This is a genomic window from Paraburkholderia dioscoreae (genome assembly GCF_902459535.1).
GTDB lineage: Bacteria > Pseudomonadota > Gammaproteobacteria > Burkholderiales > Burkholderiaceae > Paraburkholderia > Paraburkholderia dioscoreae.
Genome location: NZ_LR699554.1, coordinates 2,093,887 through 2,111,410, shown reverse-complemented (window position 1 = coordinate 2,111,410; position 17,524 = coordinate 2,093,887). Strand labels below are relative to the sequence as shown.

Genomic DNA, 17,524 nt, shown 5'->3' with positions numbered 1-17,524 from the left:
GACACCTTGCCAGCGCACGCGGTGGCGCAGCAAGCGAATTTACGAAGTGGGGGGCAAAGCGCGAAAGGCATGCGGGGCCAACCTCGCCCACGACCGTTGCAGTCGCGGGCGGCGCCGCATGCCGCGCGGCGGCTCGCGCTTACTGTGTCAGCGTGGCGCCCGACTGCTGCGCCCGCCGTGCCGCGACGATGCGGCCCGCATGCTGCGCATTGAACGGATAGTTGATCCAGTCGAGCGGATCGTAGCCGGCGGCACGCCATTCGGCCAGATCGGCCCTCACTTCGGCACGCGTTTTCGGCGCCGACGGGTCGTAAGGCCGCGCCGAAGTCTGCGCAAACGCGGTGCTCATGCTCACGGCGGCCAACAGCGCGCCAAGTCCAACTCTGGAAACGATTTTCATGACTGGCTCCTATGGAGCGGTTAAAAACGACCCCGGCATTCTAGTTTTCATATCTATTTCGAGTAAGGCTATTGAAGGCAATGCACCGTTTCGTCCGGTGAACCAAACTGAACCGGACGCCCTTCGGCTCAGGGCGCCGACGGCTTGCTGAAGCGGTCCAGCACGGCGCTCAGCAGGTCGATCGGTAGCGGGAAGACGATCGTCGAGTTCTTGTCGGCGGCAATCGTCGTGAGAGTTTGCAGGTAGCGCAACTGCATGGCCTGCGGCTGGCGCGACAACGTCTGCGCCGCTTCCAGCAAATGCTGCGAGGCCTGCAGTTCGCCCTCGGCGTGGATCACCTTGGCGCGCCGTTCGCGCTCGGCTTCGGCCTGACGGGCAATCGCGCGGATCATCGTTTCGTTGATATCCACATGCTTGATTTCCACGATCGACACCTTGATGCCCCACGCGTCGGTTTGCGCGTCCAGCACTTTCTGGATATCGGCGTTCAGTTGCTCGCGATCCGCCAGCAGTTCGTCGAGCTCGTGTTTGCCGAGCACCGCGCGCAAGGTCGTCTGCGAGAGCTGGCTGGTCGCCTCGAAGTAACGCGCCACCTGAATCACCGCTTTCTCCGGATCGACCACGCGGAAATACACCACGGCGTTGACCTTCACCGAGACGTTGTCGCGCGTGATCACGTCCTGCGGCGGCACGTCGAACACGACGGTGCGCAGATCCATGCGCACGGCCTGCTGCACGATCGGAATGATCAGCACGAGCCCCGGCCCCTTGACCTTCCAGAAGCGGCCGAGCATGAAGACGACGCCGCGTTCGTATTCCCGAAAAATCCGTATCGACGAAGCAACCAGCGCGGCCACCAGCAGAATCAGAATGCTGCTGAAGCCGAATGTGAAACCGATCATGAGCTTTCTCCTTGTTGTCGTGCTTCCGCGGGCACCACGGTCAACGTCAGGCCGCGCCGCGCGGTGACGCGCACCGCATGGCCGGCCGCGACCGGGGCCATGCTGGACACCCGCCAGCGTTCGCCGTGCACGCGCGCCCAGCCGGCCAGCGCGCCGTCTGCCGTGGCGTCAGAGGTGGCGTTCTCGGGCAGCAGGCCGCCGTCGAGCACCACGCCGACACTGCCGATCAGCGCTTCCGAGCCCGTTACCACCGGCTGGCGCCGCGCGCGCAGCGCGAGTCTCGACACGCCGAGCACGAACAGCACGCTGAAGACGGCCACGGCGGCGATCATCGGCAGGGGGATGCCGTAGCCGGGCACGTCGGTGTCGATCAGCATCAGCGCGCCGATCACGAACGCGACCACGCCGCCGAAGCCGAGCGAGCCGAAGGTCGGCAGAAACGCCTCGCCGATCAGAAACGCAATGCCGAGAAAGATCAGGCCGAGGCCGACGTAGTTGATGGGCATCATCTGCATGGCGAAGAGTCCGAGCAGCAGGCTGATCGCGCCGACCACGCCGGGCAGCACGAAGCCCGGATTGGCGAATTCGAAGAACAGGCCGTACATGCCGATCATCAGTAAAATCAGCGCGACGTTGGGATCGGTGATCACCGCGAGGAAATGGCTGCGCCAGTCGGCTTCGAGCGTGACGACGGGCACGTTGGCGGTGTTGAGGGTGACGTTGCCGGCGCTCGTGACGACCGTGCGGCCGTCCAGCTGGCGCAGCAGATCGGGCACGTCGCGCGCATTCAGATCGACGACGTGCTGCGCGAGCGCGTCCGCCGCCGACAGGCTCACGGCTTCGCGCACCGCGCGCTCGGCCCAGTCGGCATTGCGCCCGCGCATCTGCGCGAGGCCGCGGATATAGGCGGCCGCGTCGTGGACCTGCTTGCGCATTTCGGTCGATTGAGTGTCGAGCGGCAACGCGCTGGCGGAACCGGTAGACGCCGAGGCGGCTGAGGCCGAGGGCTTGGCCGGGCCGGCGCTGCCACCGCCACCACCGCCACCGCCACCAATACCCGGCAAGCCCGGCGCGCCGCCGCCCGCCGGCGGCTCGGCGCCGCCGATGCCCATCTGGATCGGCGTTGCCGCGCCGAGATTGGTGCCCGGCGCCATCGCCGCGATGTGGCTCGCATAAACGATATAAGTGCCGGCGCTTGCCGCGCGCGCGCCGCTCGGGGCGATGAAGGTGGCGACCGGCACGGGCGAGGCGAGAATCGCCTTGATGATCTGCCGCATCGACGTATCGAGTCCGCCCGGCGTGTCGAGTTGCAGCACGGCGAGTTGGGCACGCTCGTCGGCGGCACGCTGAAGACTGCGCACGATGAAGTCGGCACTCGCCGGACTGATTGCGCCATTCACCGGAATGACCACCACGCTGCTGGGCGCGACGGCGGCGCGAAGCGGGACATCGAGCCCAGTCGATTCGCACGACGCGAAGCCGAACGCCAAAAGCACGCCGAGCACGGTGATGCCGCGCATCAACCGGCCCACGACATCGCCACGGATAAGCGACATGCGCGAGCCAGACTGCCGGAACGGGAGACGCGGATACGTGCTCATCGCTGACGGCTGCCGCGCCGGCCGACGCGTATCGACCGGCGCGGGCCGATACCTCACAAGAAGGCTGGCCTGCTCCTTACAGCTTAGTCCGATTCCGCCCGGCGCGTGAAATCCGCGCGCGCCGGCCGGTAGTCGGTCGGCCGCATGCCGGTCCATTTGCGAAACGCGCGATGAAACGCACTCGGTTCGGCAAACCCCACTGAGGTGGCGATGTCGGCAATGGTGCGGTCGGTGTCCTGCAGTTCGCCGATCGCGATGTCGCGCCGCAGGTCGTCCTTGATCGACTGGTACGTATAGCCTTCCTGTTTCAAACGCCGCCGCATGGTTGCCTCGGCCACGTGCAGCCGTTCGGCCATCTGATCGGCGGCGGGCCAGCCGGCCATCGGCAGGGCGCGCAGCATCTTGCGTACACGCGCGGCGAGCGAGCCGGGATTGCGGTACTTGACGATGAAGCTGCCGGGCGCGTCGCGCAGGAAGGGCTTGACCGACTTCGTGGTCTGGACCACGGGGAGGTCGAGAAACACCGGTGCGAGATCGACGTACGACTCGGCCTGGTCGAAGCTCATGTGATCGCAGAACATCAGGCGGTATTCGTGCGCGGCGGGCGGCTCGGCGCAGCGAAAGCACGCTTCGAGCAACGGAATGCGCCGCCCGACCAGCCAGCACAACAGCCCGTACACGAGGATGAAGTAGGTTGCATACGCAAACATGGCCGGCGGCGGCGCGTTGGGGTTTTCCTCGAAGCGCAGCCTTACGTGCTGCGTGTCCGTTTCGATCTGCACGCCGAGATCGTCCAGCACGAGCCGCATGAAACCGATCGCGCGCGCCAGCGCCTGCGCGCCGTTGCGCGCGGTCAGCGCGGTTTGCGTCATGGCGATGAAGCTGCCGCTTTTCATGCGATGCGAATCCTGGCCGAAGAACTCGTCGTCCAGCGCGCGCGCAATCGCGGCCCACAGCGCGCCGTATTGCGCCGACGACACCCGGCTTTTCGGCGACGCCAGCATTGGCGCCGCGATGCCGGCGGCTTCGGCGAGCGGCAGCGCGTCGAGGCCGCGCGAGCGCGCCAGTGCGAGCGCTTCCTCGACCATGCTGACGGAAATCGTGCCTTTATCGTTCTTCATGCGTGTCCGGCTGATTGGCTCAAGCTGGCAAAAGCGCTCAGAATTTTGCCTGTGTCGATTCGCCAAGTCCTTGAGATTGCGGATGGAGTTGGCCTCGCATCGTACCAGTATGGCAAATGCGCTCAGTCAGAATGATCGGGCTGAGCATCGAACCTGTCCAGTGGCTTCCCTACACTGGGTCCGAACCGATCGCGCGCAGCTTGCCTTGGGAGACCCACTGCAAGGCGGCAAATCAGCCGCGATCAGACGTACAGGACAGGACCGCGCACTATGGACAGCTTCTACACCGACGAACAACGGATGATCCGCGACGCCGCGCGCGACTTTGCCACCGAGCGGCTTGCGCCCTACGCGGGTCAGTGGGACCGCGACGCGCAACTGCCCGCCGAGGTCGTCACGCAAATGGGCGAACTCGGTTTTCTCGGCATGATCGTGCCGGCGGAGTGGGGCGGCTCCTATACGGACTACGTGGCCTATGCGCTCGCGCTCGAAGAGATCGCCGCGGGCTGCGCCTCCTGCGCCACGCTGATGAGCGTGCATAACTCGGTCGGCTGCGGGCCGATCCTCAACTTCGGCAGCGACGCGCAAAAAGACCGCTATCTGCACGACCTCGCAACCGGCCGCAGCATCGGCGCGTTCTGCCTGACCGAGCCGCAGGCAGGCTCCGAGGCGAACAATCTGCGCACCCGTGCCGTGCTGCGCGACGGCAAGTGGATTCTCAACGGCAGCAAGCAGTTCGTGACCAACGGCGCTCGCGCCAATGTCGCGATCGTGTTCGCCGTCACCGATCCCGATCGCGGCAAGCGCGGTCTGTCGGCCTTCATCGTGCCTACCGATACGCCGGGCTTCAACGTCGGCAAGCCGGAACACAAGCTCGGCATTCGCGCGTCCGACACCTGCCCGATCTCGCTCGACGACTGCGCCGTGCCCGAAGCCAACCTGCTCGGCGAGCCGGGCGAGGGCTTGCGCATCGCGCTGTCGAATCTCGAAGGCGGCCGCATCGGCATTGCCGCGCAGGCGCTCGGCATTGCGCGGGCCGCGTTCGATGCCGCGCGGCTCTATGCGAACGAACGCATTCAGTTCGGCAAGGCGTTGAAGGAGCATCAGACCATCGCCAACATGCTCGCCGACATGGCCACGCGCCTGAACGCCGCGCGCCTGCTCGTGCATCACGCGGCGCGGCTGCGCACGGAAGGCAAGCCGTGTTTGTCGGAGGCTTCGCAGGCGAAGCTGTTCGCCTCGGAGCTGGCCGAGGAAATCTGCTCGAACGCGATTCAGATTCACGGCGGCTATGGCTACCTGGAAGACTACGCGGTGGAGCGCCACTACCGCGATGCGCGCATCACGCAGATTTACGAAGGAACCAGCGAGGTGCAACGCATGGTGATCGCGCGCCATGTGTAAATGCGAGCGAGGCTGCATTTGAGCGCAGAATAGCTTGCCCGGCGAGCAGAAAAGCAGTGCCGCAACGGACAAAAAGAGCGGAGAGCATACCGCGCTATAAGGAGACGACGATGACAGCAGCAAAAGCTTTTTTCGAAGCGCGCGACCTGCTATTGCGCCATCGAACCGACTACGACCGCGCGTACCGCGAATTCGCGTGGCCGGCACTGGGCGAGTTCAACTGGGCGCTCGACTACTTCGACGTGATCGCGCGTAATAACGACAATCCCGCGCTGTGGATCGTCGACGACCCCGCCGGCGACGGCCTGCGCCTGTCGTACGCGCAGATGTCGGAGCGTTCGGCGCGCATGGCGAATTTCCTGCGCGGTGTGGGCGTGGGCCGCGGCGACCGTCTGCTGCTGATGTTGCCGAACCGCGTCGAACTCTGGGACGTGATGCTCGCGGCCATGAAGCTCGGCGCGATCGTGCTGCCCGCCACCACCCAGCTTTCCGCCGACGACGTGCGCGACCGCGTGCAGATCGGCGGCGCGAAGTTCGTCGTGGTGGATAGCGCGGAGCTGGCTAAATTCGATACGCTCGAGACGCCGCTCACGCGTCTGTCGGTCGGCTCACCGCGCGAGGGCTGGATCGATCTGGCGGCGGCCTACGACGCGCCGCCGCAATTCACGCCGCAAGGCGTCACGCACGCCACCGACCCGATGCTGCTGTACTTCACGTCGGGTACGACCTCGAAGCCCAAACTCGTCGAACACACGCATCAAAGCTACCCGGTCGGCCATCTGTCGACGATGTACTGGATCGGCCTGCAACCGAACGACATTCATTGGAATATCAGCTCGCCGGGTTGGGCCAAGCACGCGTGGAGCTGTTTTTTCGCGCCGTGGAATGCACAGGCCTGCGTGTTCGTCTTCAACTTCCCGCGCTTCGTGGCGAAAGACACGCTGAACGTGCTGGTGCGTTGCAACGTCACCACGCTGTGCGCGCCGCCCACGGTGTGGCGCATGCTCGTGCAGGAGCATCTCACCGACTACCCGGTCAAGCTGCGCGAGATCGTCGGCGCTGGCGAGCCGTTGAATCCCGAGATCATCGAGCGGGTGAAACACGCGTGGGGCATTACGATTCGCGACGGCTTCGGTCAGACCGAGACCACCTGCCAGATCGGCAACTCGCCGGGGCAGCCTGTCGTGCCCGGTTCGATGGGACGTCCGCTGCCGGGCTACAGAATCGAGTTGCTCGATGCCGACGATCAGCCCGTTACCGAAGGCGAAATCGCGCTGCCGCTGGCCGAGCGGCCGCTCGGCCTGATGACCGGCTATGCGAACAATGCCAACGCCACCGCGCAGGCCATGCGCAACGGTTTCTACCGCACGTCCGACGTGGCGCTGCGCCGTGACGATGGCTATTACGTCTATGTGGGCCGCGCCGACGACGTGTTCAAGTCGTCTGATTACCGTCTGAGTCCGTTTGAACTCGAAAGCGTGCTGATCGAACACGAGGCGATCGGCGAAGCCGCCGTGGTGCCGAGCGCCGACGCGCTGCGTCTGTCGGTGCCCAAAGCGTTCGTCACCGTGCGCCAGGGCTACGAAGCCGGGCCCGAACTCGCGCGCGCCGTGTTCGCGTTTTCGCGCGAAAAACTCGCACCGTACAAGCGGATTCGCCGCCTGCAATTCAGCGAGCTGCCCAAGACCATCTCCGGCAAGATCCGCCGCGTCGAATTGCGGCGCCGCGAAATGGAGCGCGCGGCCGAACCCGCTCGCTTGCCCGGCGAGTATTGGGAAGAGGATTTCCCGGATCTGCGTTGATTCTTTTTATTACCCGTCACTGCCCGGCCGCCTCGCGGCCACTGCACAGGAGTTTCAGCATGAGCGCAACTGCGGCCATTGCCACTGTCAAACTGTTGATCAACGGCGAATTCGTCGAATCGAAGACTACCGAATGGCGCGATATCGTCAACCCCGCCACGCAGGAGGTCCTGGCGCGCGTACCGTTCGCCACCGCCGATGAGGTAAACGAAGCGATCCGTTCCGCGCACACCGCCTTCAAGACCTGGAAGGACACACCGATCGGCGCGCGCATGCGCATCATGCTGAAGTACCAGGCGTTGATTCGCGAGCATATGCCGCGGATCGCGAAGACCTTGAGTGCCGAGCAGGGCAAGACGATTCCCGACGCCGAAGGCGATATCTTCCGCGGCCTCGAAGTGGTCGAACATGCGTGTTCGATCGGCACGCTGCAGCAGGGCGAATTCGCCGAGAACGTGGCGGGCGGCGTGGACACGTACACGTTGCGTCAGCCGATCGGCGTGTGCGCCGGCATCACGCCGTTCAATTTCCCGGCGATGATCCCGCTGTGGATGTTCCCGATGGCGATCGTGTGCGGCAATACGTTCGTGCTCAAGCCTTCCGAGCAGGATCCGCTTTCGACCATGCAACTGGTCGAACTCGCGCTCGAAGCCGGTGTGCCCAAGGGCGTGCTGAACGTGGTGCACGGCGGCAAGGACGTGGTGGACGCGCTGTGCACGCACGAACTCGTCAAGGCCATTTCGTTCGTCGGCTCGACGGCGGTCGGCACGCATGTGTATCGCCTCGGCAGCGAACACGGCAAGCGCGTGCAATCGATGATGGGCGCGAAGAATCACGCGGTCGTGCTGCCCGATGCGAATCGTGAGCAGACGCTGAACGCTTTGGCCGGCGCGGGATTCGGTGCGGCCGGACAGCGCTGCATGGCGACTTCGGTGGTCGTGCTGGTGGGCGCCGCGCAGCAATGGTTGCCGGAGCTGGTGGTGAAGGCGAAGACGCTCAAGGTCAACGCGGGCAACGAACCGGGCACGGACATCGGCCCGGTCGTGTCGCGCGCGGCGAAGCAGCGCATTCTCGGTTTGATCGAAACGGGTGTGAAAGAAGGCGCCACGCTGGCGCTGGACGGCCGCGACGTGAAAGTGCCGGGCTACGAGCAAGGCAACTTCATCGGCCCGACGGTCTTTACCGACGTCACCACCGAAATGGAAATCTATCGCCAGGAAATCTTCGGCCCCGTGCTGCTGGTGTTGAGCGTCGCCACGCTCGACGACGCGATCGAACTCGTCAACCGCAATCCGTTCGGCAATGGCGTGGGCCTTTTCACGCAGAGCGGCGCGGCGGCGCGCAAGTTCCAGAGCGAGATCGATATCGGCCAGGTCGGCATCAACATTCCGATTCCGGTGCCGGTGCCGTTCTTCAGCTTCACCGGTTCGCGCGGCTCGAAGCTCGGCGACCTCGGCCCGTACGGTAAACAGGTCGTGCAGTTCTACACGCAGACCAAGACCGTCACCGCCCGCTGGTTCGACGACGACACCGTGAACGACGGTGTGAACACGACCATCAGCCTGCGCTGAGCGCGTGCCTGGCAAGCGGACACATGGAGACGACATCATGAAAATAGGCTTTATCGGACTCGGCAACATGGGTGCGCCAATGGCGCACAACCTGCTCAAGGCGGGTCACGCGGTCAACGTGTTCGACCTCAACGCGCAAGCCGTGCAGGCGCTCGTCGATGCCGGCGCGAAAGCCGCCGCTTCGCTGAAAGCGGCGGCGACCGACGTGGAATGCGTGATCACCATGCTGCCCGCCGCGGCGCATGTGCGCAGCGTGCTGACGGCAGACGACGGCATTTTTGCCGGCATCGCCAAAGGCGTGACCATCATCGATTCGAGCACGATCGATCCCGTGAGCGTCAAGGCGTTCGCCGAACTCGCGCAGCAGCACGGCAACAGTTTTGTCGATGCACCCGTCTCGGGCGGCACCGGCGGCGCTGCTGCGGGCACGCTGACCTTCATGGTCGGCGGCAGTGCGAGCGCGTATGAGCAGGTCAAGCCGGTGCTCTCCGCAATGGGCAAGAACATCGTGCATTGCGGTGATACCGGCACGGGCCAGGTCGCGAAGATCTGCAACAACCTCGTACTCGGTATCACGATGGCGGGCGTGGCGGAGGCGATGTCGCTCGGCGAGGCGCTCGGCATCGACGCAAAAGTGCTGGGCGGGATCATCAATACATCGACCGGGCGCTGCTGGAGTTCGGATACCTACAACCCGATGCCAGGCGTGATCGAGACGGCGCCCTCCACGCGCGGCTACACGGGCGGCTTCGGCACGGACCTGATGCTCAAGGATCTGGGCCTCGCCACCGACGCCGCGAAAGCCGCGCGTCAGCCGGTGTATCTCGGCGCGCTGGCGCAACAGCTTTACCAGACGATGAGCACGAAAGGTGCGGGACGTCTCGACTTTTCGGCGGTCATCAAGCTTTATCGGCAGGACGGCAAGGAAGGCGGCGCGTCATGATCGAACTCGACTATGCGCACGACGGCGCCGTTGCGCAACTCACGCTCAAGCGGCCGCCGGCCAACGCATTTACGCCGGAGGGCTTGTTGCAGTTGCAGCAGACCGTCGAGCGCCTGAACGGCGAAGCGCGCGTGCGGGCGATCGTGATTACCGGCGACGGCCCCAAGTTCTTCAGCGCGGGCGCCGACCTGAACACGTTCGCCGACGGCAACCGCGAAGTTGCGCGCACGGCGGCGGCGCGCTTCGGCGCGGCGTTCGAAACCTTGCAGAACGCGCGGCCCGTGGTGATCGCGGCGATCAACGGGTATGCGATGGGCGGCGGACTCGAATGCGCGCTGGCGTGCGATATCCGTATCGCGGAACAGCACGCATTGCTGGCGTTGCCCGAGACGGCGGTCGGCCTGCTGCCCTGCGGTTGCGGCACACAGACGCTGCCGTGGCTGGTCGGCGAAGGCTGGGCCAAGCGGATGATCCTCACCGGCGAGCGCGTCGACGCGGCGACGGCGCTGCGCATTGGTCTCGCCGAAGAAGTGGTGGAGAAGGGCGCGGCGCGCGAGGCCGCGCTGGCGATGGCCGCGCGTGTCGCTACGTTGAGCCCGCAGGCGGTCGGCTTCAGCAAGACGCTGATCCATCAGGCCCGCAACGGCGTGCCGCGCGCGGCGGCACTGGCGCTGGAACGCGAGCGCTTCGTCGATCTGTTCGACGGCGTCGATCAGCGTGAAGGCGTCAACGCGTTCCTCGAGAAACGCGCGCCGCGCTGGCAGGTGACACAGGCCGCGCCTGCCGACGAGGAGACGCATTGATGAGCGCCTTGCAAAGCGCCGTACCCGACACGAGTGTCGAAGCGGAACGCGAGATTCTGTTTCGCGTCGTCAACCGTGTGGCGATCATCACGCTGAACCGGCCGGCCGCGCTCAATGCGCTCTCGCACGCCATGGTGCGCGAGCTGGCCGTGCTGGTCGAACATTGCCGCACCAACGACGGTATCGTCGCGCTCGTGCTGAAAGGCGCGGGCACCAAGGGTTTCTGCGCCGGCGGCGACGTGCGCGAAGTGCAGCGGCTTGCAAAGAACGGCGACAGCCGGTGGCTCGCGTTCTTCGCCGACGAATACCGGCTCGACTACGCGCTGCATACGTTTCCGAAACCGGTGGTCGCGTTGCTCGACGGCATTGCGATGGGCGGCGGCATGGGGCTCGGGCAGGCGGCGCGGCTGCGCATCGTCACCGAGCGCAGCAAGATTGCCATGCCGGAGACGCGTATCGGCTTTCTGCCGGACGTCGGCGCGACGCGCTTTCTGAGCGTGATGCCGGCGGAGGTCGCGCTGTACGTCGGGCTGACCGGTGCAACCTTGTCCGGCGCCGATGCGTTGCGCCTGCAACTGGCGGACCTGTGCGTGCCGGCCGAATGGCTCGCCAGTTTCGAAGAGCGTTTGCAGCGCATGTCGTTCGAAGGCGATTTGATGGCCGCGTTGCGCGGGGTGTTCGAGCCGCCGTGCAATATCGTGCCGCACGCGGCGCTGGGGCCGTTTACGCAACTGATCTTGCGGCACTTCGACCGGCGCTCCAGTATCGAACGGATGGTCGCGACCGTGCGGCACGATCTGGAGCGCGAGCCGCCGCGTGAAGTGAAGCAATGGCTGCAGTCCAACTACGACGCGCTGACTGGGCATTCGCCCACCATGCTTTACGTCACGCGCGAGGCGCTTTTGCGCGGCCGGCAGATGAGCCTCGCGGAATGCTTCCGCATGGAGCTGGGCATCGTCAAACGTGTGATTGAAGAGGGCGACTTCTGTGAAGGCGTGCGGGCCCAGTTGATCGACAAGGATCGCAAAGCCAGGTGGGCGCCCGCCACGCTGGCCGAGGTGCGGCCCGAACGCGTCAGGCATTTCCTCGCTTCGCCGTGGAAGCGGGAGGCGCATCCGCTGGCCGCGTTGGGCGCGGGGCAGGAGTGATGAGGCGGAGGCAGTGAAGCAGCGGCGGTAAAGCAGCGACGGTGAAGCAGCGACGGTGAAGCAGCGACGGTGAAGCAGCGGCCGTGAAGCAGAAGCCGTGAAGCGCGGCACTGAAGCACCGCGAGCGTTCGCTCGCAAAACCGGCTGACGCGTGTGTCCGCACGGCGCCGCCATGCAAGCCAGCGCCGTGCGCGACACGCCATCAACTTTCGCCGATCGCCTCACCATGCAGCATTTCTGCCGAAGTCGTGTCGCCTTGCGCGCCGCATACCCGGGAAACCCAGAACACGCCGGCCAGCCCGACAGCAACCGAAACCCAGCCGACAGTCCCGTACCCCAGGATCTGCCCGTCAGGCGACGTGCTGAGCATCAAGCCACCGATCCACGCGCCGCATCCCGTGCCCAACGCCTGCAGCGCACTGTTCGCGCTGAGAAAAGCGCCGCGTCGGGCAGGTTCAGGGACTGTGGTTAGCAACGCCTGCATGGGCACCATGCGCGCGGACATCAGGACCATGAAGAACGGGAAAAACATCACCAGCGCGTAGAACGGCAGATTCGGCAGATGCGTGACGAACAGCACGGGCAGAAATGCGAGCACCGCCGCGATCCGGAATACGCGTCGCGTGCCGAACCGGTCCGCGAGCGCGCCCACGCGGCGCGACGTGAAGAACGTGGCCGCGCCGCCCGCCATATAGAGCCAGGATAGCTGCTCGGGCGCCACGCCGTGATTGGCGACCAGCACGGGCGAGATGAACGGAATCACCACCATGTGCGCGACCATCATCATGAAGGTCAGCGCAAACGCGTTCAGATGCCGCGGGTTGCGAAGGAGCCGCCACAAATCCGGCAGCACTTCCGCGAGCGGCGGCTGATGGCGGCTCAAATGTTCGGTCAGCGACGGCACCAGTTGCCAGCCCGCCGACCACACGAGCAACGACAGCGCCACCAGCAGGAAGAACGGTGCCGCCCAGCCGAAGTGCGCACCCAGCATCACCCCGGCCGGCACGCCCGCAATCGCCGCGAGGGAAAAGGCGGTCATGATCGTGCCCGTGGCGGCGCCGCGGCGTTGAACGGGGATCACGTCGCCGACGATCGCCATGATCACCGAGCCCAACACGCCGCCCGTGATGCCCGCGAAGGCACGCGCGGCCAGCAGCAGTGCGAAGCTGCCCGCCAGCGCGCACGCGAGGTTCGAGAGCGCGAACAGCGCATACATGGTCAGCAACAGACGGCGCCGGTCGAAGCGGTCGATATAGGTCGCTGCAAAGAGTCCCGACAGTCCCGAGCACCACGAGTACGCCGACACCGCCGTGGCAAACGCCGCCGGCGTGATGGCGAACGCGTGCATGATCTGCGGGCCGAGCGGCATCATCACCATGAAGTCCATGATGAGGGTGAACTGCGTCAGCGCGAGCAGCCACAGCAGGCGGCGTTCGTGCTTTTCGCTGATTGAGTACATCGATCGGTTCCTGGTGTTTGTTGTTGTTATTGGCGGCACGCCGCGGGTGCCGCTAAATTTGCCTGCGCCGGAGTATCGCGCGATGCCGCGGACGGCGCACGCTCAATCGTCGAGCGATTCGTGCACCGCCTCGGCCCCCTGTTTCCAATAGCTGGCCGCGCGAATGCGCGATTTGTCGACGCCGCGCTCCGTGCACAGGTGATAGCGCACCGCGCGCATGGTTGCGGATTCGCCGGCCGCCCACACGTAGCCTTCGCCGTCTTCTGGCAGGTAGAGATCGCGGACCGCTTGCAGCAAGGCTTCGCCGCGCATCCCACCGTCGTTGCGATAGCGCCAGACAAGGTGCAGTTCGGCCTGCGTCGCGAATTCGATCTGCGCCGACGGCTCGGCGACTTCGATCACCGCCGCGACGCGCGTGCCGGCCGGCAGTTCTTCCAGGCGGCGGGCGATGGCGGGCAGCGCGGTATCGTCGCCGATCAGCAGATGCCAGTCGAAGCCCCTGGGTATCACGAGCGAACCGCGCGGGCCGCCGATACCGAGGTACTGACCCACTTTGGCTTGCGCCGCCCATGTCGCCGCAGGGCCCGCTTCGTGCATGGCAAATTCGATGTCGAGCTCGCGCGCTTCGCGATCGAAGCGGCGCGGCGTGAAATCGCGGGCGACCGGGCGCGGCTGGCCGGCGGGAAACACCGGGCCGTCCGGGCCGGCTTGCGGCAGCGCCGGTCTGTCCGCGCCGGGTTCGGGGAAGAACACCTTGATGTGGTCGTCGAACGAAGCGGAGACGAAGTCGTGCAGCTCTTCGCCCGTGAAGGTGACGCGGATCAGGTGCGGCGTCAGCGCGCGCACCTGCTTGACCTGCAACAGACGGAACTTCAGCGGATGCCGCACGCGCTGGACTGCCAGATCGGTTTGTTTTTCTTTCATCAGCATAGGGGTGCTACTCCTGTTGGTTCGATGGACGTGCTCACGCGCTGGAGGCGCCGCCGTGCAAAGGCATGCGAGGCAAGGGCTGCCTGATCTCAAACAGCCGCTTCGCCGCCGTTGTCCGGTTTGACTTTGCCTTCAATTTCCTGGGCTGCGCGCATCAGAATTTCGGCGATGCGGCGCTGTTCGGCCGCTGGTGCGCTGTCGCGCAGCAGCAGCGCATGCTTCAACGCGCGGCGCGCTTCGTTCAGCTCGGGCAGCCAGCCGCCCTCGCTGATGTCGGCCGGCTCTTCGCCGGCAAACGCGCGGCGCACCGAATCCATCTTGCGGGCAATATGGCTGAGCTTGGCGAGCATCAATTCGACGCGCTCGCGGTTGACGGCCAGATAGTCGCGGCCCGTTTGCGACAATTCGTAGCGCTTACGGTTGCCTTCGAGTTGCACCGTCACGTAGCCGAGTTCTTCCAGATACGTGAGCGCCGGGTAGACCATGCCGGGACTCGGGCTGTAGAAGCCGTTCGAGCGCGTTTCCAGAGCCTTGATCAGCTCGTAGCCGTGGCTCGGTTGCGTGCCGATCATGGACAGGAGCAGCAGTTGCAGGTCGTCGGAGCTGAATTTGCGGCCGCGCGGAAAACCGTCGCCGTCGCCGCCGAAGCCGCCGGGGCCGCCGCCGAAGCGTCCGCCGCGACCGCCGCGATGCTCGTGATGACGGCCGATGGCGTGCCACAGCGCATGTAGCGAGAGGCGGTCGTAGCCGCGATCGCCCTGGCCGCGCGCGTCGCCGCGTCCGTCGCGTGCGCCGCGATTGTGATGATGATCGCGATACTCGTGATGGCGTGCGAATGCATGCCACAGCGAATGCAGCGATGGGCGTTCGTGGCCGATGGAGGGATTGTCGTCCGCCATGTGCGGGCGGGAAAAACGGTGGTGATGACGCATCTTGGGTACTCCCATTTATGTCTTAAGATGTGTCGTAAGATATATATCTAAAGATAGTTTGTCAAATTACTTTTTGCGGAGCTATTGGCGCACAACAAAGTCTGCTGGAACGTAAGGTTTGCCGTTCGGGTACAACAAAGTCTGCAGCATCGGGAAAACTCGGTGTGCGGCGCACAATTGCGAGTGCGTTATGGATCTCGTTGATGGGCTGTCAATAGTCGGCTGAGGCTGCTTGTTCCAACGTGGGCTGGCCGCCGTAAGCGCGAATTCCTTGCTTTGGCTCTGACCAACCCGGCCCGTTCAGGGGCATAGGGCGTCAAGGGACACGCCTAGGTGCGCGGACGTTCAGTTGTCGCTTTCGCCCGTTCTCTCGGACGTAGAAGTGTTGATTTGAGGTTGCCCGGTGGGGCTCAGCCCAGCTATGCGCCCCCCAACGGTGGCAACAAAACCTCCGGCGACCGGCACGGTCTCGACTTTGACGGGGCACGCGTGATTGAATGACGTTCCGTAGCACGTCCTGAAAGCGCTTGGCGTCCTCATCCGTGCTGTCGGCTGCCGGTCTGCATTCAAGAGCCCGGCGCTCGTCGTCTTCGTCGATGCCGTACACCGGATCGCCGCCAGATGCGGCGCGGTTCAGAGTCGGTCCGCCTTGACTAGCTCTGTCAGTTTTTCCCTTTCCGCAGCAACGTCTTCGTTGTCTCCCGATGGCCAGTCGAGAATAACTCCATCGTCGAGCGATTCCCGCACCAGCGACGAATAATCCCACTTGCTCAGCTTCCCCGATTGCAGCGCCTGTCCGATATCACGCCGGAGAGTCACCGGGAAGCTGGTATAAGCGCCCGACAGTGCCGCGTACTGTCGGGCGTCGATTTCGGCGGACGCGTGATGTAAGGCCCACGACACGACGGCGACGATCGCCATGAACGGCACAGCCGTGTAACGGAGAATGAACTTGAGGGGCGTCATTGCAGATTTTTTGAAAGACGCGCGAGCCGCGAATGTGCTCAGCCAACGTTGAGCTCGTGCGTGACATTGACAAGCCGCAGGCCGTGCGTCTGGTGTGCGTTGAGTTCACCGGGAACGATACCGGACGCCTGTCGAATATATCCGGCTTCGGTGAGGTCGGTCCACAGCACTTTGCCACAGAATCAGTTGATCTGCCCGGCTTCACAAAGTTGACTATCCTGAAAAGGCATCGCCCGGGCCGCGCGCCATTTGCCGGTTACTTCTTTTCCTGGCGTCGCTGCAGGAGAAGAACAATCAATGCGAAAGTTGCGACATTCGGTTGCGCGGCCACATTGGACTTCTATCTCGCTCCGGTCTTACATAGGTCGCGCGCCTGGAGATCGGGCACTACTGCAAGCAGTTCGTTAGCTGGGCCAGAAAGTTATCGCATGCATCAAGCTGCGCCAATGCGACGTATTCGTCCGGCTTGTGCGCGACGTCGATATCGCCCGGGCCGCACACGACGCTTGGCACGGACAGACGCGTCGAGAACAGTCCGCCTTCCGTGCCAAAAGCAACTTTGCGCTTCTGCGTATTCGGCGGTAGCAGCGTTTCGAGAAACTTTACGGCATGGCTCGCGACATGGGTGTCGAGACCGGGATAAGCGTTGACTTCCTCGACATCGGGCAGATGCGCTTTCCCTTGAAAAGCCGTGGCGCTTGCGATCGAGGCCCGCGAGCGGATGTCTCCGAGTATTGCGGCGGCGTTGTCGCTCGCGAGCGTGCGGATTTCGAATTCGAGCGTGCATTCGTTCGGCACGATGTTGAGCGCCTTGCCGCCGTGGATCGTCCCGACGTGAATCGTCGAATAGGGCACGTCGTAACCGTCGTCGTGCGCGCCGCTTTCGGCGAGATGCTGCTGCGCCGCGCGAATGCCCGCGATCCAGTCAGCGGCGACGTGGATTGCATTCAGATACTTCGGTGCGAGCGCCGAATGGCCTTCCTCTGCGCAACAGACCGCGCGATACGCAGCCTTGCCTTTGTGGCCGGTTGCGATCTGCATCATTGTCGGTTCGCCGATGATGCACAGTTCCGGCCGCACCGGGGCCGCCTCCAGCACATCGATCAACCGCCGCACGCCGACGCAGCCGATCTCCTCGTCATACGACAGCGCCAGTTGCAAGGGCTTCTTCAGTGTCCGCGCCGACGCATCGATCATTGCAACGACCGCGCAGGCGACGAAGCCCTTCATGTCGGCAGTACCACGTCCGTAAAGCCGCCCGTCACGTAGCGTGGCCTCGAAGGGCGGCATCGTCCACGGCTGTCCTTCGACAGGCACGACGTCCGTGTGTCCCGAGAGCATCACGCCGGGTACGTCCGCCGGCCCCGTGCTCGCGAACAGGTTCGCGCAGGTGCCGGCGTCGTTCCCGACAAGCGTGCTCCTGATGCCCGCCGCGCCCAGCAAACCGGCGACATGCTCGATCAGCGCGAGATTCGGCGTGCGCGAAATGGTTGGGAACGCGATCAGCGTTTTCAGCAGTTCGGCACTTCGACTGAGCGCCAT

General features: G+C 64.7%; 15 protein-coding genes. 6 read left to right on the top strand and 9 right to left on the bottom strand.

All coding sequences use genetic code 11. The annotated features are described in order from the left end of the window. Positions 1-139 precede the first annotated feature (139 nt). The 4 genes from PDMSB3_RS29610 to PDMSB3_RS29595 form a co-directional block, all read right to left on the bottom strand. Positions 140-400, bottom strand: coding sequence for a DUF4148 domain-containing protein (locus PDMSB3_RS29610; RefSeq protein ID WP_007177599.1), 261 nt, complete (start codon positions 398-400; stop codon positions 140-142). 128 nt (positions 401-528) lie between these two features. Beyond that, positions 529-1,302, bottom strand: coding sequence for a slipin family protein (locus tag PDMSB3_RS29605; protein WP_007177598.1), 774 nt, complete (start codon positions 1,300-1,302; stop codon positions 529-531). Then, positions 1,299-2,903, bottom strand: coding sequence for an NfeD family protein (locus PDMSB3_RS29600; protein WP_165188582.1), 1,605 nt, complete (start codon positions 2,901-2,903; stop codon positions 1,299-1,301). The genes PDMSB3_RS29605 and PDMSB3_RS29600 overlap by 4 nt, the downstream gene beginning before the upstream one ends. An 83-nt stretch (positions 2,904-2,986) precedes the next feature. Next, positions 2,987-4,024, bottom strand: coding sequence for an AraC family transcriptional regulator (locus PDMSB3_RS29595; protein ID WP_165188580.1), 1,038 nt, complete (start codon positions 4,022-4,024; stop codon positions 2,987-2,989). A 270-nt stretch (positions 4,025-4,294) separates the two neighbouring features. On the opposite strand from PDMSB3_RS29595, the gene PDMSB3_RS29590 reads away from it, so the two are divergent. The 6 genes from PDMSB3_RS29590 (at position 4,295) to PDMSB3_RS29565 (ending at position 11,695) form a co-directional block, all read left to right on the top strand. Next, positions 4,295-5,428 (top strand): acyl-CoA dehydrogenase, encoded by a 1,134-nt coding sequence (locus PDMSB3_RS29590; protein ID WP_007177595.1) that lies wholly within the window; start codon positions 4,295-4,297, stop codon positions 5,426-5,428. Positions 5,429-5,538: 110 nt separating this feature from the next. After that, positions 5,539-7,230: an AMP-binding protein gene (locus PDMSB3_RS29585; protein WP_165188578.1), complete on the top strand. Its 1,692-nt coding sequence runs from the start codon at positions 5,539-5,541 to the stop codon at positions 7,228-7,230. 59 nt (positions 7,231-7,289) lie between these two features. Further along, positions 7,290-8,801 carry a CoA-acylating methylmalonate-semialdehyde dehydrogenase gene (locus PDMSB3_RS29580; protein WP_007177593.1) on the top strand — a complete coding sequence of 504 codons (1,512 nt, stop codon included), beginning with the start codon at positions 7,290-7,292 and terminating at the stop codon, positions 8,799-8,801. Positions 8,802-8,838: 37 nt separating this feature from the next. Further along, positions 8,839-9,744: a 3-hydroxyisobutyrate dehydrogenase gene (gene mmsB / locus PDMSB3_RS29575; protein WP_007177592.1), complete on the top strand. Its 906-nt coding sequence runs from the start codon at positions 8,839-8,841 to the stop codon at positions 9,742-9,744. Next, positions 9,741-10,547 carry an enoyl-CoA hydratase gene (locus PDMSB3_RS29570; protein WP_165188576.1) on the top strand — a complete coding sequence of 269 codons (807 nt, stop codon included), beginning with the start codon at positions 9,741-9,743 and terminating at the stop codon, positions 10,545-10,547. Before mmsB ends, PDMSB3_RS29570 begins: the two co-directional genes overlap by 4 nt. Further along, entirely contained in the window at positions 10,547-11,695 is a 1,149-nt protein-coding gene (locus tag PDMSB3_RS29565; protein WP_165188574.1) for an enoyl-CoA hydratase/isomerase family protein, read from the top strand. The genes PDMSB3_RS29570 and PDMSB3_RS29565 overlap by 1 nt, the downstream gene beginning before the upstream one ends. 202 nt (positions 11,696-11,897) lie before the next feature. Here the strand turns inward: PDMSB3_RS29565 and PDMSB3_RS29560 are convergent, their stop codons facing one another. From PDMSB3_RS29560 to argE, 5 genes are all read right to left on the bottom strand, one after another. Beyond that, a complete protein-coding gene (locus PDMSB3_RS29560) occupies positions 11,898-13,154 on the bottom strand; it encodes an MFS transporter (protein WP_007177589.1) in 1,257 nt (418 codons plus the stop codon). Between the two features lie 102 nt (positions 13,155-13,256). Beyond that, positions 13,257-14,084: a siderophore-interacting protein gene (locus PDMSB3_RS29555; protein WP_007177588.1), complete on the bottom strand. Its 828-nt coding sequence runs from the start codon at positions 14,082-14,084 to the stop codon at positions 13,257-13,259. A gap of 89 nt (positions 14,085-14,173) precedes the next feature. After that, positions 14,174-15,016, bottom strand: a complete 843-nt coding sequence (locus PDMSB3_RS29550; protein WP_007177587.1) for a PadR family transcriptional regulator — start codon at positions 15,014-15,016, stop codon at positions 14,174-14,176. A gap of 633 nt (positions 15,017-15,649) precedes the next feature. Then, on the bottom strand, positions 15,650-15,982 hold the full coding sequence (locus tag PDMSB3_RS29545) for a hypothetical protein (RefSeq protein ID WP_007177586.1): 333 nt from the start codon (positions 15,980-15,982) through the stop codon (positions 15,650-15,652). A 387-nt stretch (positions 15,983-16,369) separates the two neighbouring features. Next, a complete protein-coding gene (gene argE / locus PDMSB3_RS29540; protein ID WP_007177585.1) occupies positions 16,370-17,524 on the bottom strand; it encodes an acetylornithine deacetylase in 1,155 nt (384 codons plus the stop codon).

Excerpts from the sequence above, each read along its gene's own strand:
- PDMSB3_RS29605 (WP_007177598.1), bottom strand. The coding sequence starts at position 1,302 with ATGATCGGTTTCACATTCGGCTTCAGCAGCATTCTGATTCTGCTGGTG.
- PDMSB3_RS29580 (WP_007177593.1), top strand. The coding sequence starts at position 7,290 with ATGAGCGCAACTGCGGCCATTGCCACTGTCAAACTGTTGATCAACGGC.
- PDMSB3_RS29555 (WP_007177588.1), bottom strand. The coding sequence starts at position 14,084 with ATGCTGATGAAAGAAAAACAAACCGATCTGGCAGTCCAGCGCGTGCGG.
- mmsB (WP_007177592.1), top strand. The coding sequence starts at position 8,839 with ATGAAAATAGGCTTTATCGGACTCGGCAACATGGGTGCGCCAATGGCG.
- PDMSB3_RS29550 (WP_007177587.1), bottom strand. The coding sequence starts at position 15,016 with ATGCGTCATCACCACCGTTTTTCCCGCCCGCACATGGCGGACGACAAT.
- PDMSB3_RS29610 (WP_007177599.1), bottom strand. The coding sequence starts at position 400 with ATGAAAATCGTTTCCAGAGTTGGACTTGGCGCGCTGTTGGCCGCCGTG.
- PDMSB3_RS29545 (WP_007177586.1), bottom strand. The coding sequence starts at position 15,982 with ATGACGCCCCTCAAGTTCATTCTCCGTTACACGGCTGTGCCGTTCATG.
- PDMSB3_RS29560 (WP_007177589.1), bottom strand. The coding sequence starts at position 13,154 with ATGTACTCAATCAGCGAAAAGCACGAACGCCGCCTGCTGTGGCTGCTC.
- PDMSB3_RS29590 (WP_007177595.1), top strand. The coding sequence starts at position 4,295 with ATGGACAGCTTCTACACCGACGAACAACGGATGATCCGCGACGCCGCG.
- PDMSB3_RS29600 (WP_165188582.1), bottom strand. The coding sequence starts at position 2,903 with ATGAGCACGTATCCGCGTCTCCCGTTCCGGCAGTCTGGCTCGCGCATG.
- argE (WP_007177585.1), bottom strand. The coding sequence starts at position 17,524 with ATGGCGCTCAGTCGAAGTGCCGAACTGCTGAAAACGCTGATCGCGTTC.
- PDMSB3_RS29595 (WP_165188580.1), bottom strand. The coding sequence starts at position 4,024 with ATGAAGAACGATAAAGGCACGATTTCCGTCAGCATGGTCGAGGAAGCG.
- PDMSB3_RS29565 (WP_165188574.1), top strand. The coding sequence starts at position 10,547 with ATGAGCGCCTTGCAAAGCGCCGTACCCGACACGAGTGTCGAAGCGGAA.
- PDMSB3_RS29570 (WP_165188576.1), top strand. The coding sequence starts at position 9,741 with ATGATCGAACTCGACTATGCGCACGACGGCGCCGTTGCGCAACTCACG.
- PDMSB3_RS29585 (WP_165188578.1), top strand. The coding sequence starts at position 5,539 with ATGACAGCAGCAAAAGCTTTTTTCGAAGCGCGCGACCTGCTATTGCGC.